The 13,825-nt window shown below is 59.3% G+C and carries 15 protein-coding genes; 11 read left to right on the top strand and 4 right to left on the bottom strand.

The annotated features are described in order from the left end of the window. Positions 1-8: 8 nt before the first annotated feature. Both bacA and folB read right to left on the bottom strand, forming a co-directional pair. Positions 9-827 carry an undecaprenyl-diphosphate phosphatase gene (gene bacA / locus M8318_RS08150; RefSeq protein ID WP_262661892.1) on the bottom strand — a complete coding sequence of 273 codons (819 nt, stop codon included), beginning with the start codon at positions 825-827 and terminating at the stop codon, positions 9-11. Between the two features lie 106 nt (positions 828-933). After that, on the bottom strand, positions 934-1,302 hold the full coding sequence (gene folB, locus M8318_RS08155) for a bifunctional dihydroneopterin aldolase/7,8-dihydroneopterin epimerase (RefSeq protein ID WP_106995853.1): 369 nt from the start codon (positions 1,300-1,302) through the stop codon (positions 934-936). 107 nt (positions 1,303-1,409) lie between these two features. Between folB and plsY the strand changes: the two genes are divergently transcribed. The 10 genes from plsY (at position 1,410) to ureG (ending at position 9,589) form a co-directional block, all read left to right on the top strand. Next, positions 1,410-2,024, top strand: a complete 615-nt coding sequence (plsY, locus tag M8318_RS08160; RefSeq protein WP_166184060.1) for a glycerol-3-phosphate 1-O-acyltransferase PlsY — start codon at positions 1,410-1,412, stop codon at positions 2,022-2,024. A gap of 109 nt (positions 2,025-2,133) precedes the next feature. After that, positions 2,134-3,600, top strand: coding sequence for an MFS transporter (locus tag M8318_RS08165; RefSeq protein ID WP_262661893.1), 1,467 nt, complete (start codon positions 2,134-2,136; stop codon positions 3,598-3,600). Positions 3,601-4,122: 522 nt separating this feature from the next. Continuing rightward, positions 4,123-4,935, top strand: coding sequence for an urease accessory protein UreD (locus tag M8318_RS08170; RefSeq protein WP_408612209.1), 813 nt, complete (start codon positions 4,123-4,125; stop codon positions 4,933-4,935). A 10-nt stretch (positions 4,936-4,945) separates the two neighbouring features. Then, a complete protein-coding gene (locus M8318_RS08175) occupies positions 4,946-5,248 on the top strand; it encodes an urease subunit gamma (RefSeq protein WP_142487134.1) in 303 nt (100 codons plus the stop codon). Between the two features lie 9 nt (positions 5,249-5,257). Beyond that, positions 5,258-5,572 carry an urease subunit beta gene (locus M8318_RS08180; RefSeq protein WP_262661899.1) on the top strand — a complete coding sequence of 105 codons (315 nt, stop codon included), beginning with the start codon at positions 5,258-5,260 and terminating at the stop codon, positions 5,570-5,572. Beyond that, positions 5,565-7,268 carry an urease subunit alpha gene (ureC, locus tag M8318_RS08185; RefSeq protein ID WP_262661900.1) on the top strand — a complete coding sequence of 568 codons (1,704 nt, stop codon included), beginning with the start codon at positions 5,565-5,567 and terminating at the stop codon, positions 7,266-7,268. The genes M8318_RS08180 and ureC overlap by 8 nt, the downstream gene beginning before the upstream one ends. Before the next feature lie 9 nt (positions 7,269-7,277). Further along, complete coding sequence (gene ureE / locus M8318_RS08190) at positions 7,278-7,742, top strand: urease accessory protein UreE (RefSeq protein ID WP_262661901.1); 465 nt, start codon at positions 7,278-7,280, stop codon at positions 7,740-7,742. 9 nt (positions 7,743-7,751) lie between these two features. Next, on the top strand, positions 7,752-8,291 hold the full coding sequence (locus M8318_RS08195; RefSeq protein WP_262661903.1) for a HupE/UreJ family protein: 540 nt from the start codon (positions 7,752-7,754) through the stop codon (positions 8,289-8,291). Next, complete coding sequence (locus M8318_RS08200) at positions 8,291-8,962, top strand: urease accessory protein UreF (protein ID WP_262661904.1); 672 nt, start codon at positions 8,291-8,293, stop codon at positions 8,960-8,962. The genes M8318_RS08195 and M8318_RS08200 overlap by 1 nt, the downstream gene beginning before the upstream one ends. 9 nt (positions 8,963-8,971) lie before the next feature. After that, positions 8,972-9,589: an urease accessory protein UreG gene (gene ureG, locus M8318_RS08205; RefSeq protein ID WP_262661906.1), complete on the top strand. Its 618-nt coding sequence runs from the start codon at positions 8,972-8,974 to the stop codon at positions 9,587-9,589. Between the two features lie 31 nt (positions 9,590-9,620). On the opposite strand, the gene M8318_RS08210 is transcribed toward ureG, so the two are convergent. After that, entirely contained in the window at positions 9,621-11,654 is a 2,034-nt protein-coding gene (locus M8318_RS08210; RefSeq protein WP_262661907.1) for a S8 family serine peptidase, read from the bottom strand. A gap of 263 nt (positions 11,655-11,917) precedes the next feature. On the opposite strand from M8318_RS08210, the gene M8318_RS08215 reads away from it, so the two are divergent. Continuing rightward, a complete protein-coding gene (locus M8318_RS08215) occupies positions 11,918-12,565 on the top strand; it encodes a LuxR C-terminal-related transcriptional regulator (RefSeq protein WP_262661908.1) in 648 nt (215 codons plus the stop codon). 17 nt (positions 12,566-12,582) lie between these two features. On the opposite strand, the gene tsaD is transcribed toward M8318_RS08215, so the two are convergent. Next, complete coding sequence (gene tsaD / locus M8318_RS08220) at positions 12,583-13,596, bottom strand: tRNA (adenosine(37)-N6)-threonylcarbamoyltransferase complex transferase subunit TsaD (protein ID WP_262661910.1); 1,014 nt, start codon at positions 13,594-13,596, stop codon at positions 12,583-12,585. Positions 13,597-13,825 lie beyond the last annotated feature (229 nt).

Consider the following 13,825-nt stretch of genomic DNA (forward strand, 5'->3'; position numbering starts at 1 on the left):
GTGAGTCATCAGAAGAAGACCACGTAGACCGCGGCCGCCACGATGAAGCGATAGATGGCGAACGGGATAAACGAGATGCGCTTGATCAGCTGCAGGAAGGTTTTGATAGCGAACAGCGCCACGATAAAGGCGGTGACAAAGCCCACGGCAAACATCGGGATGTCGGCCGCCGTCAGGAAGTGGTAGCTCTTGTAGAGATCCAGCGCGGTCGCACCCATCATCATCGGCACCGCCAGCAGGAACGAGAACTCCGAGGCCGCATAGCGGCTCACGCCCACCAGCATCCCGCCGGAAATGGTCGCCCCGGAGCGGGAGAAGCCCGGCCACAGCGCCAGACACTGGAAGCAGCCAATCATAAACGCCTGGCGGTAGGTCATATCATCCAGACCCGGCGCACGTGGTTCTTTTGGCTTGAACAGCTCGGCGGCAATCAGCAGGAAACCACCCACCACCAGCGCGTACATCACGTTAATCGGGTTGAACAGCGATTTGATGGTGTCGTGCAACACCAGCCCCAGCACCACCGCCGGGATCATCCCGAGCAGAATGTGCAGCAGCGTTAAGCGCCCTTTGCCGGTGCCTTCATGGGGCGGGTGGCCAAAGTGAATACCGATCAGCCCGAACAGACGGCGCCAGAACATCACCACCACTGCCAGAATGGATCCTAACTGGATCACCACCTCAAAGGTTTTCGCCGTTTCGCCTTCGAAACCCAGCAGATGGCCAACAATAATCATATGGCCCGTACTGGAAACCGGCAGAAACTCTGTCAATCCTTCGACCACACCCAGTATTGCTGCCACCAGCAGGGAGTGCATATCGCTCATCAATAAACCCCTAAAAAGACAGAAAAAAACGGGTTACCCAGAGGGTAACCGCAGAATGAACAGCTGTAAGACTGATTTAACAGGAATTGGTTTAACGATGATACCGTTAAATATTTCCTTTCAGATTTTGGCTACGCTCAATGATAACGCCCACATTGGCCGCCCGCGCCACCGCGCCCGGTTTGCTGACTTTGATGCGCACCCACGGGGAGTTAAAGCGGCTGAGCAGCAGTTCCGCTACCTCTTCCGCCACGCGTTCCACCAGCGCAAAACGCTGCCCTTCCACGTGGCTGATGACCGTTTCGCTGACGTCGGCATAGCTCAGGCAGTCGTTGACATCATCGCTTTTCGCGGCGGCGACGTTATCCCAGCCCATTTCGATATCGAACACTAACTTCTGTTCGATGGTCTGTTCCCAGTCATACACCCCGATAGTGGTGATTACCGAAAGTTGCTCTATAAATACTATATCCATCACGACCTGCCTGGTTTTTGGCTAAACCGGATACCACTCCCGGCGAATTATGCGTATTATCCACAGATGCTAAGTACAAAACGATATTTTCAAAACGGAACAGCGTTATGAGTGCAATCGCGCCTGGAATGATCCTCCTTGCTTACCTTTGCGGCTCAATTTCCAGCGCCATTCTGGTCTGCCGTATCGCCGGGTTACCTGACCCACGCGAGAGTGGTTCCGGGAATCCGGGGGCGACCAATGTACTACGAATTGGCGGCAAAGGAGCAGCCGTAGCGGTTCTGATTTTTGACGTCCTGAAAGGCATGCTTCCCGTCTGGGGCGCGTATGCGCTGGGCGTTACGCCATTCTGGCTGGGGCTGATTGCTATCGCCGCCTGTCTGGGCCACATCTGGCCGGTATTCTTCGGTTTCAAAGGCGGTAAAGGCGTGGCCACCGCATTTGGTGCCATCGCCCCCATTGGCTGGGATCTCACCGGCGTGATGGCCGGCACCTGGCTGCTCAGCGTGTTGCTCAGCGGTTACTCTTCCCTTGGCGCCATCGTCAGCGCCCTGATTGCCCCGTTTTACGTCTGGTGGTTCAAACCCCAATTCACCTTCCCGGTGTCGATGCTCTCCTGCCTGATCCTGTTGCGTCACCATGACAACATCCAGCGCCTGTGGCGTCATCAGGAGACTAAAATCTGGTCGAAGCTGAAGAGAAAGAAGAAAGAGCCGCAGTAGCGCCCTTTCGCCTTCACCCCTTAGTTATGCCTTATAACCAAATGTGATTTAGATCGTTTTCTTGCTGTGAGTACTCTTTTTGTTCGTACAGCCAACACAACATAAGAAAATGACAGAGATCGCAGATCCAACCTCACTTGCAACGGCAGGAAAAACTTCCGACGGGGAGATCAAATGGGTCCGCAACGCGGCGGACGTCACCCAACTGGTAAACGAAGGCTCACAGGGCCGGGCCAATGCGCGTATCGTCATCGGGATTGCCCTTGGCGGCATTTTTCTCGATGCCTATGACCTGGGCGCGCTGGCGTTCGGCATCAAAGATATTACCCGCGAGTTCAACCTCACCCCCGCAGGCACCGGTATGGTGGCCTCGGCGATCACCTTCGGCGCGATTGTCGGGGCGCTGATTGGCGGCTACCTGACGGATAAAATCGGTCGTTACCGGGTCTTTATGGCCGACATGGTGTTCTTCGTGGTCGCGGCCATCGCCTGTGCCTTTGCCCCGAACGAGTACGTGCTGGCGGGCGCGCGCTTTGTGATGGGTCTGGGCGTGGGGATCGACCTTCCCGTGGCGATGGCCTTCTTAAGCGAGTTCGCGAAGCTGAAAGGCCCCGGCAACAAAGCCGCCAGCGTCGCCATGTGGTGCCCTACCTGGTATGCCGCGATCAGTATTTCGTATCTGCTGGTGCTCTTCTTCTATGGTGTATTGCCAGAGACGCACAGCGACTGGCTGTGGCGAATTATCCTCGGCTTCGGGGCGATCCCTGCGCTGGTGATCATTGCCATCCGCAGCCGGTATATGAGCGAATCCCCGGTGTGGGCGGCGAATCAGGGCAACCTGAAAGAGGCGGCAGCGATCCTGCGCAAGGCGTACAACATTAATGCCCACGTGCCGCAGGAGGCGCTCGATCAGCCCGCCCCGGTGGTGAACAAAGCCAGCTGGGGTAACTACCTGAATCTGTTCCGCGGGGTCTATCTGCGCCGCACTACCCTGGCCACGCTACTGTCGATTGTCTCGTCCTTCGCCTATAACGCCGTGGCCTTTGGCCTGCCGGTGATTATCTCCAGCTTCTTTGTGCAGTCGATGCTGACCACCATACTCATTTCGCTGGCCCTGAACCTGCTGTTCGCCTTTGTCGGCGGTCTGCTGGCGGTGCGGCTGGTGCCGCGTTTTGGCGCATGGCGGATGTCGCTGGGGGGTTATACCTGTCAGCTGATTGCCCTGCTGGTGCTGGCGATTATCGGTCGCCCGGACGGTGCCGCTGAGGGGGTTACCGCGGTGGCGATGCTGGCTCTGTTCCTGTTCGGCCAGGGCTTTGGGCCGGGGGCGCATACGATGACCTTTGCCTCGCTCAGCTACCCGACCTCGCTGCGCGGTGTGGGTGTGGGGCTGAACCAGACGCTGATGCGCAGCAGCTCGACGCTGTCGCTGTTTATGTTCCCGCTGCTGGTGGCCTCGATGGATACGGCTGTTTTCTGGGTGATTGCCCTGGCGCCGCTGATTGGGTTGGTTTCGCTGCTGGCGATCCGCTGGGAACCGTCCGGGTATGATATTGATGCGGAGGATTACCGGTAAGGTATTACCTGTCTGGTAAGGCATTATGTAGCAGGAGTGGAATGGTTCCGTTCACCTCATGTCCAGCAGAATATGAAATGAACGGAACCTGTGAACGTGATAAGGGGGCCACCGCGGCCCCCTTATCAATCCCCGCGGCCCCGCGACGAAATCGGTGCTTCGCACTACGCTCACCTCCCGACCTGACGCCTGCGGTCGGCTCAACTCGACATCCTGTCTCGATTCGCCTCTGGCCGCCATCCCTGGCGTCCAGCCCTTGTCATCCGGTCTCCGGTTCGCCGATTTCAGCGGGGACTCAACACCCGTGCCATATTCGGGCGACGGAGAAGCCGGGTGGCGGCTGCGCCTTACCCGGCCTACAAACCCACAACCTGCACGACCTGTAGGCCCGGCAAGCGCAGCGCCGCCGGGCAATGCCGCCTCCCATCCATAAGTGACTCATATGACAGCCTTCATTTCCGCCAGGGCATACTAAAAAAATCCCGACGGCGAGCAGATGGATGAAGCATGTCAGCACCTCAGATGGTTGATAAAACAGTAAAAGGCTGGCAGGCATCGCTTGCTTTGCAGTTTTGTCACACCCCTGAAAAAACCCTCCTTCACTCTGCTCGTCACGTCGGCCCGCTCACCGTTCAACGCCCGTTCTATCCCGAAGATGACACCTGCCACCTCTATCTGCTGCACCCGCCGGGCGGGATTGTTGGCGGGGATGAACTGACGATCGACGTCCACCTTGAGGCCCGCAGCCACGCGCTGATCACCATGCCCGGTGCCAGCAAGTTCTATCGCAGCAACGGCGCGCTGGCGCGGCTGGATCAGCACTTCACCCTCGACGAGCACGCCACGCTGGAGTGGCTACCGCAGGACACCATTTTCTTCCCCGGCGCGAATGCCGCCCTGCGCTCGGTGTTTCATCTGCAGCGCAGCAGCACGCTATTGGCCTGGGAGCTGTTCTGCTTAGGCCGGCCGGTGATGGGCGAAACCTTCAGCCACGGGCAGATCGAAAGCCGCCTCGAGGTCTGGATCGAGGGCGAACCGCTGCTGATCGAGCGCCAGCATCTGGCCGACGGCGATCTGACCCCCGTGGCAGAACACCCGTGGATCGGCACCCTGCTGTTTTACCCGGCCAGCGAAACGCAGCTGGAGGAGGCCCGCGAGGTACTGGCACCGCTGGAGCATTTCGCGGGGGCGACCCTCACCGATGGCCTGCTGTCGGTCCGTTTTCTGGCCCATGACAACCTGATTTGCCAGCAGGCGATGCGCGAGATCTGGCAGCGCCTGCGCCCGCAGCTCACCGCCAAAGCCCCCTGCTCGCCCCGTATCTGGCACACCTGAGAGACGCACGATGGAACTGACCCCCAGAGAAAAAGACAAGCTGTTGCTGTTTACCGCCGCGCTGGTGGCCGAGCGCCGTCTCGCCCGCGGCGTGAAGCTCAATTACCCGGAATCGGTGGCCCTGATCAGCGCCTTCATAATGGAAGGTGCGCGTGACGGGCAGACGGTGGCGGAGCTGATGGAAGCCGGTCGCCACGTCCTGGCCCGCAGCCAGGTGATGGAGGGCGTGCCGGAGATGATCCCGGACATTCAGGTGGAGGCCACCTTCCCGGACGGCTCCAAGCTGGTCACCGTTCACAATCCGATCCTGTAAGGGGGCAGCATGATCCCAGGCGAATACCAGATTAAACCCGGCCAGATCGCGATCAACGCAGGCCGTAACACGCTGAGCGTGATCGTCGAGAACCACGGCGACAGGCCGATCCAGGTCGGATCCCATTACCACTTTTACGAAGTGAATCCGGCCCTGAAGTTCGATCGTGAGCCGACCAAAGGCTACCGGCTGAACATCGCCGCCGGGACCGCCGTGCGTTTCGAGCCCGGCCAAAAACGCGCCGTCACGCTGGTGCAGGTGGCGGGCGCGCAGCGGCTTGTCGGCTTTCGCGGCGAGGTGATGGGCGAGGTGGATCATGGCTGAGATCTCACGTCAGGCCTATGCCGACATGTTTGGCCCCACCACCGGGGATAAAGTCCGGCTGGCCGATACCGAGCTGTGGATCGAGGTGGAACAGGATCTGACGATCTACGGTGAAGAGGTCAAATTCGGCGGCGGAAAGGTGATCCGCGACGGCATGGGTCAGGGGCAGATGACGGCGCAGGATTGCGTCGATCTGGTGCTCACCAACGCCCTGATCGTCGATCACTGGGGGATCGTTAAGGCCGACATCGGCGTGAAGGATGGCCGGATCGTCGCCGTCGGTAAAGCCGGTAACCCGGACATTCAGCCCGGCGTGACCATCCCAATTGGCGCGGCCACCGAGGTGATCGCCGCCGAAGGGAAGATCGTTACTGCGGGTGGGGTCGATACCCACATCCACTGGATCTGCCCCCAGCAGGCGGAAGAGGCGCTGGTCTCCGGCGTCACCACCATGATCGGCGGCGGTACCGGCCCTGCCGCTGGCACCAATGCCACCACCTGCACGCCGGGGCCGTGGTATATCGCGCGGATGCTGCAGGCCGCCGACACCCTGCCGGTCAACATTGGCCTGCTGGGCAAGGGCAACGCCTCCAACCCGGATGCCCTGCGCGAGCAGGTTGCCGCAGGCGCGATTGGCCTGAAAATTCATGAGGACTGGGGGTCAACGCCCGCAGCCATCGACTGCTCCCTGACGGTGGCGGATGAGATGGATATCCAGGTGGCGCTGCACAGCGACACCCTCAACGAGGCCGGGTTTGTCGAAGACACGCTGGCAGCCATCGCCGGGCGCACTATTCACACCTTCCACACCGAAGGGGCGGGCGGCGGCCATGCGCCGGATATTATTACCGCCTGCGCGCACCCCAATATTCTGCCCTCCTCCACCAACCCGACCCTGCCTTACACGGTCAACACCATCGACGAACATCTCGACATGCTGATGGTCTGCCACCATCTCGACCCGGATATCGCCGAGGACGTGGCCTTTGCCGAATCGCGTATTCGCCGGGAAACCATCGCCGCCGAAGACGTGCTGCATGACATCGGGGCCTTCTCCCTCACCTCGTCGGATTCCCAGGCGATGGGCCGGGTAGGCGAAGTGATTATCCGCACCTGGCAGGTGGCGCACCGGATGAAGGTGCAGCGCGGCCCGCTGGCGGATGAGACCGGCGACAACGATAACCTGCGGGTGAAACGCTATATCGCCAAGTACACCATCAACCCGGCCCTGACCCACGGCATCGCCCACGAAGTTGGGTCGATTGAGGCCGGCAAGCTGGCGGATCTGGTGGTCTGGTCCCCCGCCTTCTTTGGCGTCAAGCCGGCCACCATCGTCAAAGGTGGGATGATCGCCTGTGCGCCGATGGGCGACATTAACGCCTCGATCCCTACCCCGCAGCCGGTGCACTACCGGCCGATGTTTGGGTCGCTGGGTGCCGCCCGCCACGCCACCCGGCTGACGTTTCTCTCGCAGGCCGCCGCCGATAACGGTATTGCGCAGGAGTTGAACCTGCAGAGCGCCACCGCGGTGGTCAAAGGCTGCCGGGCGGTGAAAAAGGCCGACATGATCCACAACAGCCTGCAACCGAACATTACCGTCGATGCGCAAACCTATGAGGTACGCATTGACGGGGAACTGATCACCAGTGAGCCGGCAGAGGTCCTGCCGATGGCACAACGCTATTTTCTGTTCTGAGGAGAAATCATGATCACCTTAACCCAACGCCTCGACCATCCCCATCCCGTCACCGCCCGGGTGACGCTGCCGATTGATGTCCGGGTCAAGAGCCGCGCCCGCGTGGTGCTGGACGACGGGCGCGATGCAGGCCTGATATTGCCGCGCGGCCTGCTGCTGCGGGGCGGCGACCTGCTTATCAGCGACGACGGGCGTGAGGTGGTGGAAGTCATTGCCGCCGCCGAGCCGCTGTCGGTGGTGCGCTGCGCCGATCCCTTCCTGCTGGCGCGCGCCTGCTATCACCTGGGAAACCGCCACGTGCCGCTGCAAATTCTGCCCGGCGAGCTGCGTTATCACCACGATCATGTGCTCGATGAGATGCTGCAGCTGTTCGACCTCGAAGTGACGTTCGCCAGCCTGCCGTTTGAACCGGAAGCAGGTGCCTACGCCAGCGAAGTTCATTCCCATTCGCACTCTCACGCTCATTCACATTAAGGATTCATCATGCGCAAGTTGTTACCCCTGCTGCTGCTGGCCTTCTCCCTGCCCGCATTGGCCCATCCGGGACACGGCAGCGACAGTTTTCATGCCGGCTTTTTCCATCCTCTGACCGGGCTGGATCATCTCCTGATGTTAACCGGCGCAGGCGTACTCGCCGCCCTGAGCGGCCGCAAACTGCTGATGCCTTTTGCCACCCTCGGCATGATGCTGACCGGCGCGATCGCGGGCAGCCTGCTCGGCGGTTTTAGCGGGATGGAGATGCTGATTATCGCCTCGCTGGCGGTATGCGGCGTGATGATGTTCAAAACCGAAAACCGCCTGCTGCTGGCCGTCCCGGCGCTGGCGATGTTCCACGGCTGGGCGCACGGCGTCGAGATGGCAGGCCACAGCTTCTGGCTGTTCACCAGCGGCTTTATGCTCGCCAGCGCTGCGGTGCTGTGCGTCAGCTTTGCTGCCGGGTTGCTGCTGCGCCGCCACGACGGGCTGCGTAAAACCTTTGGCGGCGGGCTGATCGCCTCTGCCCTGCTGGCGCTGATGAGCTGATGGATCTGTCCCGCCAGCTGCGCCTGATGCAGCTCGCCAGCAGCAGCCTGCCGGTGGGATCCTATACCTGGTCCCAGGGGCTGGAGTGGGCGGCGGAAGCGGGCTGGGTTACGACGCCCGCCGCGTTCAAAGCCTGGCAATGTCAGCAAATGGAGCAGAGCTTTTTCTGCGTCGATCTGCCGCTGTTTGCCCGCCTATATCACGCCTGCGAGCAGCAGGATATTGCCGCCGCCTCGCGCTGGACGGCGTACCTCCTCGCCTGCCGCGAGACCCGCGAGCTGCGGGAAGAGGAGCGCAACCGCGGGGCAGCCTTCACCCGGCTGATCAAAAGCTGGGAGACAGACTGTCCGCCCGACTGGCTGCCGCTGTTTGCGCAAAGCCAGCTGTGCGGCATGGCATGGCTCGGCGTGCGCTGGGGCATCGGCCTGCGCGAGATGGCGTCAAGCCTCGGCTACAGCTGGATTGAGAGCGCGGTGATGGCGGGCGTTAAGCTGGTGCCCTTTGGTCAGCAAGCGGCCCAGCTGTTGATCATCGATCTCTGCGATCGCTTTGCCGACGGGCTGGAGCAGGCCCTTCTGCGCCGCGATGACCAGTTGGGGGCGGCCACGCCGCTCTCGGCCATCGCCTCGGCGCGTCACGAAACCCAATATTCACGGTTATTCCGTTCCTGAGGAGTCTCTATGTCTGAGTACAAACATCCCCTGCGCGTGGGCGTCGGCGGCCCGGTGGGGTCGGGCAAAACCGCCCTGCTGGAAGCGCTGTGTAAAGCGATGCGCGACCAGTATCAGCTGGCGGTGGTGACCAACGATATCTACACCAAAGAGGATCAGCGCATCCTCACCGAAGCGGGCGCCCTGGAGCCGGAGCGCATTGTCGGGGTGGAGACCGGCGGCTGTCCGCATACCGCAATCCGCGAAGATGCCTCGATGAACCTGGCGGCAGTGGAAGCACTGAGCGAGAAGTTTGGCAATCTGGATCTGATCTTTGTCGAGAGCGGTGGGGACAACCTGAGCGCCACCTTCAGCCCGGAGCTGGCGGATCTGACCATCTATGTGATCGACGTGGCCGAAGGGGAGAAGATCCCGCGCAAAGGCGGGCCGGGGATCACCAAATCCGATTTTCTGGTGATCAACAAAACCGATCTGGCACCGTACGTGGGGGCCTCGCTGGAGGTGATGGAGCGCGATACCAACCGCATGCGCGGCGAGCGTCCCTGGACCTTCACCAACCTGAAAGCGGGCGACGGGCTGGGGACGATCATCGGTTTCCTGGAAGATAAAGGGATGCTGAAGGTGTAAAAAAGCCTGGCATCACGCCAGGCTGTGGGGGTTATTTACAGCTGTTGCCTGTCACGCCCTGCTGACGCCACACGCCCCAGGTGCCGCCGTTGCCCGGGGTTTCCTGGCCTGGGTTGACGTACCACTGGTTCATCCAGATCTTGCCGTTATACGAGACTTTGGTGCATTTAACCGGATAAGCAATCTTCGCATTGTAAGCCGGGGTGGTGTCCTGAGCCGGGGTGGCCGGGGTTTCGTCCTTCGCCGGGGTCTCGTCCTTGTCCGGAGTGGCCGGTGTGGCTGGCGTTTCGTCCTGCGCCGGTGCCGCCGGTTTACTCACTTTGATGGTCATGCTGTCCTGAGCCGTACGACCGTCCGCCCCGGTAGTCGTCAGGGTATAGGTCGCTTCACCTTCGCTATTGGCCGGGATCACCGCATAGGCATGGGCGCTGTTCAGGCTGTTAACCAGCGTGCCGTTGAGTTTCTCCTGCAGCCAGAAGGTGCCGGAACCTTTGGTCACGCTCCAGGTATAGGATTTCGCATTCAGGCTCTTGCTGCCATCCAGCGGATAAGTGCTCACGCCGGTGGCAGACGAGGTCATGGTGTAATCCGCCCCCGCTATCGCCGTCGGCGCTGGCAGGGTGTCACCGCCGTTCTTCAGGGCCATAATTCTGGCAACGGCGCGCTCCATATCGGGCTGCGTACCAATGATCGCCCCGGTGCCATTAGCGGCTGGGGTACCGGTCTCCTGCAGGATCTGACGCATCTGCAGTGGGGTTACCGTAATGCCGTGGGCTTTGGCAATCCCCGACAGGCTGGCGACGACGCCCGCCACGATTGGCGTGGAGGATGAGGTACCCCCGAAGCTGTTGGTGTAGTTGGCATTGGTGGCGTTATTAAGTGTGCCGTAGCCGGTTGTGACGACATCGCTGCAGCCCCAGGATGAGCTGGTCACCCGCTTGCCGTAGGTGCTGAAGTGAGCCCGCTGACCGGTTTTTGCACAGAAGGCCCCGGCGATAATCGCCCCGGAATCCCGTACCTGAGTATCCCACTTGCCATTGAAGGCCGGCGAGTCGAGGTTGATATTACCGTTCCCCGCAGAGGTCACCACAAATACGCCTTTGTCGGTGAGCGCCTTAATCACGTTGAAGTAGCTGACATCCTGTTCAATGGGGATGTAGCAGGCGGAGGTACAGGTTCCGGCCACTTCTCCGCCCCAGGTCTGCATATTTAACGAGACTACATCTCCCGCGTTTAATTGTGGGATCATGTTATAGAGGTTGGTTGACGGCCAGGCGGCATAGGCGACTTTACTTTTATAGCTCAGGCCACGCACGCCGGTCCCAATATCCCGTGCCGCCAGAATGCCGACGGAAGCGGTATTATGTTGCCGTTCGGTGCAGGTCTCTTTGTTAGGGCCCTGCAGGAAGGCAATCGGCGGTAAATTCAGGTGCTTATCATTCCAGCCACAGTTTTCGGACGAGACGATAGTAATATCCTCACCCTCGTTGCCCTTATAGGAATTCACACTGTCGCGATTCACCCCACCCATAAAATAGCCAGCACGTTTTTCAGTGGGTGATTTTAAATAATCCTGCAGGTGGCGATAATCAGGAATAGATGAAGCCGTGAGATTACCGTTTCCCGACGATTTTAATTTCGGTTTGGTTTGGCTTGTTTCCTGCTGGGTATCATCTAACGAAACGGGAATACTTTCAGGATATACCGTTTCAACGTTCTGATTATGTTCCAGCTCGGTAATAATATTGTTGATGAAGTCTTTATCCTGCGCTTTACTCTCCGGCAGGGTGACACGTAAATAACGGTCAAAACCGTAACGCGCATTCAGCTCGTTCAGTTCAGCAGACTTATTCGCCTGGAACATCGGGGTGAGGACCAGAGTCGGGTCACTCAGGGTCAGCTTAGGGGCCGCCGTGGTGGTGCCTTCGGTGCCCGGCTTCAGCGTCACGATGATCGCCGCATAGGAAACACCTTCCTGAGCCAGCTCCGCCTGAGGCAGGGTTGCAGCGTGCGCGGAACAGGTAACGGCTGCGCAAATTAACAGTGATAAAATACTTTTTTTCATTTTAGCCAACGATCCTTTATGACATTAATTAAAATCCTTCTTTTTCAGCATGAATTAAAAAAGTAAGCGGACCTATAAGAGCGCTCTTTTAAAAAATAAGAAATTTCTTGTCATTAAACTTTGGCTTAGCAGCGGCGCTATTTAAATCTGTCAAGTCCTCGCTGCGGGTAAAAATATTTATTCCTTTGCAATCCATCCGGGCGCGCACAATATAAAATTACATCCTGGGCAAACTCTAATTAACGCCGCTGAAGGAAAATCCAATGACAATTAAAATGGTGATTGCGGATGAGCATACCGTGATCCGCCGGGGGATCGGTGCCATGATCGCCGATAACGCCTCTCTGGCGCTCTCATTCTGTGGCGAAGCCGCCTCAACGGGAGAGCTTCTGGCGTTGCTGGCGCGCGAAACCCCCGACATTTTGTTGCTGGGCTATACGTTGCGGGATCCGCAGAACGGCATGGAGGGGCTGGCGCTGGTGAAGTGGTTAACCCGCCACTACCCGTCGCTGCAGGTGATGATGCTCTCGCCCGATACCAACCCGCTGCTGATCCGCCTCGCACTGGAAGCAGGTGCGAAAGCCTGGCTCAGCCGTCACAGCGATGAAAAGATCCTCAGCCAGGCGTTACAGTCGGTGATCGATGGCGAAGTGTACGTCGAGCGCACTCTGATGAACGCCCTGTTTAAAGGCGGGAAAATGATGAATGAGGCGCTGTCCGTCCGGGAGACTGACGTGCTGCGTTTGATCTGTAGGGGACTGAGCCTGACGGATATCTCGCGGCGGATGCATCTGAGCATTAAAACCGTGAGCGCCCATAAAATGCGGGCGATGGACAAGCTGGGGGTGAAGAACAGCTGCCAGCTCTACTGCCTGCTAGCGAAAACCCGGATGTTTGATATCGCACTCTGACATCCGGGTCACTTTCATCAGGCGGCAGGCAGTTCTGCCAGCGGCCAGCGCGGACGGACGGAGACGCTGAGATCCGCCGTGGCACCTGGCTTCAGACGCACCATCCCGGCATAGGCGATCATCGCCCCGTTATCGGTACAGAATTCCGGACGGGCGTAGAACACCTCACCGCGACGCTTTTGCATCATTTCCGCCAGCTTCGCGCGCAGGGTACGGTTGGCACTGACGCCACCTGCCATCACCAGACGCTTAAAGCCGGTCTGATCCAGAGCGCGCTTGCACTTGATCATCAGCGTATCCACCACCGCATCTTCAAAAGCACGGGCGATATCAGCGCGGGTCTGATCGTCATCTTCATTATTACGGATGGTATTCGCCGCGAAGGTTTTCAGCCCCGAGAAGCTGAAATCCAGACCCGGACGATCCGTCATCGGACGCGGGAAGACAAAGCGTCCTTCCGTGCCCTGGGATGCCATCTTCGACAGCATCGGGCCGCCCGGGTAATCAAGCCCCAGCAGCTTGGCGGTTTTATCGAAAGCTTCACCCGCCGCATCGTCAATGGACTCACCCAGCAGTTCGTACTGACCAATGCCGGTGACGCTGATCAGCTGGGTATGGCCACCGGAAACCAGCAGCGCCACGAACGGAAACGCCGGTGGATTGTCTTCCAGCATCGGCGCCAGCAGGTGCCCTTCCATATGGTGAACCGGGATTGCCGGGACATCCCACGCGAACGCCAGCGAACGTCCAATAGTCGCGCCCACCAGCAGCGCCCCCACCAGCCCAGGACCGGCCGTGTAGGCCACGGCATCGATATCTTTGGCCGTTAAGTCCGCCTCTTTCAGCGCCGCCTGAATCAGTGGCACCGTTTTACGCACATGGTCGCGGGAGGCCAGCTCCGGCACCACACCGCCGTAGTCAGCATGTAATTTCACCTGACTATACAGTTGGTTGGCGATCAGCCCTTTTTCATCGTCGTAGATCGCGATGCCGGTTTCATCGCAGGATGTTTCAATACCCAGTACACGCATGACTTGTTTTACCTCACTCAGATACCGCGCAGTGTAGAGCCTGGGCGGGTTGATGTAAAACTTTCCTCACCCCTGGAGTTCTCTTCGTGTATACTCCTCACCCTTATAAAAGTCCCTTTCAAAAACGGCCGCGGTGCTTTACAAAGCAGCAGCAATTGCAGTAAAATTCCGCACCATTTTGAAATAAGCTGGCGTTGATGCCAGCGGCAAACCGAATTTATAAAGGTGA

It is taken from the genome of Leclercia tamurae (assembly GCF_025566055.1).
Lineage (GTDB): Bacteria > Pseudomonadota > Gammaproteobacteria > Enterobacterales > Enterobacteriaceae > Enterobacter > Enterobacter tamurae.

Coding starts and splice junctions, on each gene's coding strand:
- M8318_RS08200 (WP_262661904.1), top strand. CDS start 8,291: ATGGATCTGTCCCGCCAGCTGCGCCTGATGCAGCTCGCCAGCAGCAGC.
- M8318_RS08210 (WP_262661907.1), bottom strand. CDS start 11,654: ATGAAAAAAAGTATTTTATCACTGTTAATTTGCGCAGCCGTTACCTGT.
- ureG (WP_262661906.1), top strand. CDS start 8,972: ATGTCTGAGTACAAACATCCCCTGCGCGTGGGCGTCGGCGGCCCGGTG.
- bacA (WP_262661892.1), bottom strand. CDS start 827: ATGAGCGATATGCACTCCCTGCTGGTGGCAGCAATACTGGGTGTGGTC.
- M8318_RS08170 (WP_408612209.1), top strand. CDS start 4,123: ATGGTTGATAAAACAGTAAAAGGCTGGCAGGCATCGCTTGCTTTGCAG.
- M8318_RS08195 (WP_262661903.1), top strand. CDS start 7,752: ATGCGCAAGTTGTTACCCCTGCTGCTGCTGGCCTTCTCCCTGCCCGCA.
- tsaD (WP_262661910.1), bottom strand. CDS start 13,596: ATGCGTGTACTGGGTATTGAAACATCCTGCGATGAAACCGGCATCGCG.
- M8318_RS08215 (WP_262661908.1), top strand. CDS start 11,918: ATGACAATTAAAATGGTGATTGCGGATGAGCATACCGTGATCCGCCGG.
- M8318_RS08165 (WP_262661893.1), top strand. CDS start 2,134: ATGACAGAGATCGCAGATCCAACCTCACTTGCAACGGCAGGAAAAACT.
- M8318_RS08180 (WP_262661899.1), top strand. CDS start 5,258: ATGATCCCAGGCGAATACCAGATTAAACCCGGCCAGATCGCGATCAAC.
- ureC (WP_262661900.1), top strand. CDS start 5,565: ATGGCTGAGATCTCACGTCAGGCCTATGCCGACATGTTTGGCCCCACC.
- M8318_RS08175 (WP_142487134.1), top strand. CDS start 4,946: ATGGAACTGACCCCCAGAGAAAAAGACAAGCTGTTGCTGTTTACCGCC.
- ureE (WP_262661901.1), top strand. CDS start 7,278: ATGATCACCTTAACCCAACGCCTCGACCATCCCCATCCCGTCACCGCC.
- plsY (WP_166184060.1), top strand. CDS start 1,410: ATGAGTGCAATCGCGCCTGGAATGATCCTCCTTGCTTACCTTTGCGGC.
- folB (WP_106995853.1), bottom strand. CDS start 1,302: ATGGATATAGTATTTATAGAGCAACTTTCGGTAATCACCACTATCGGG.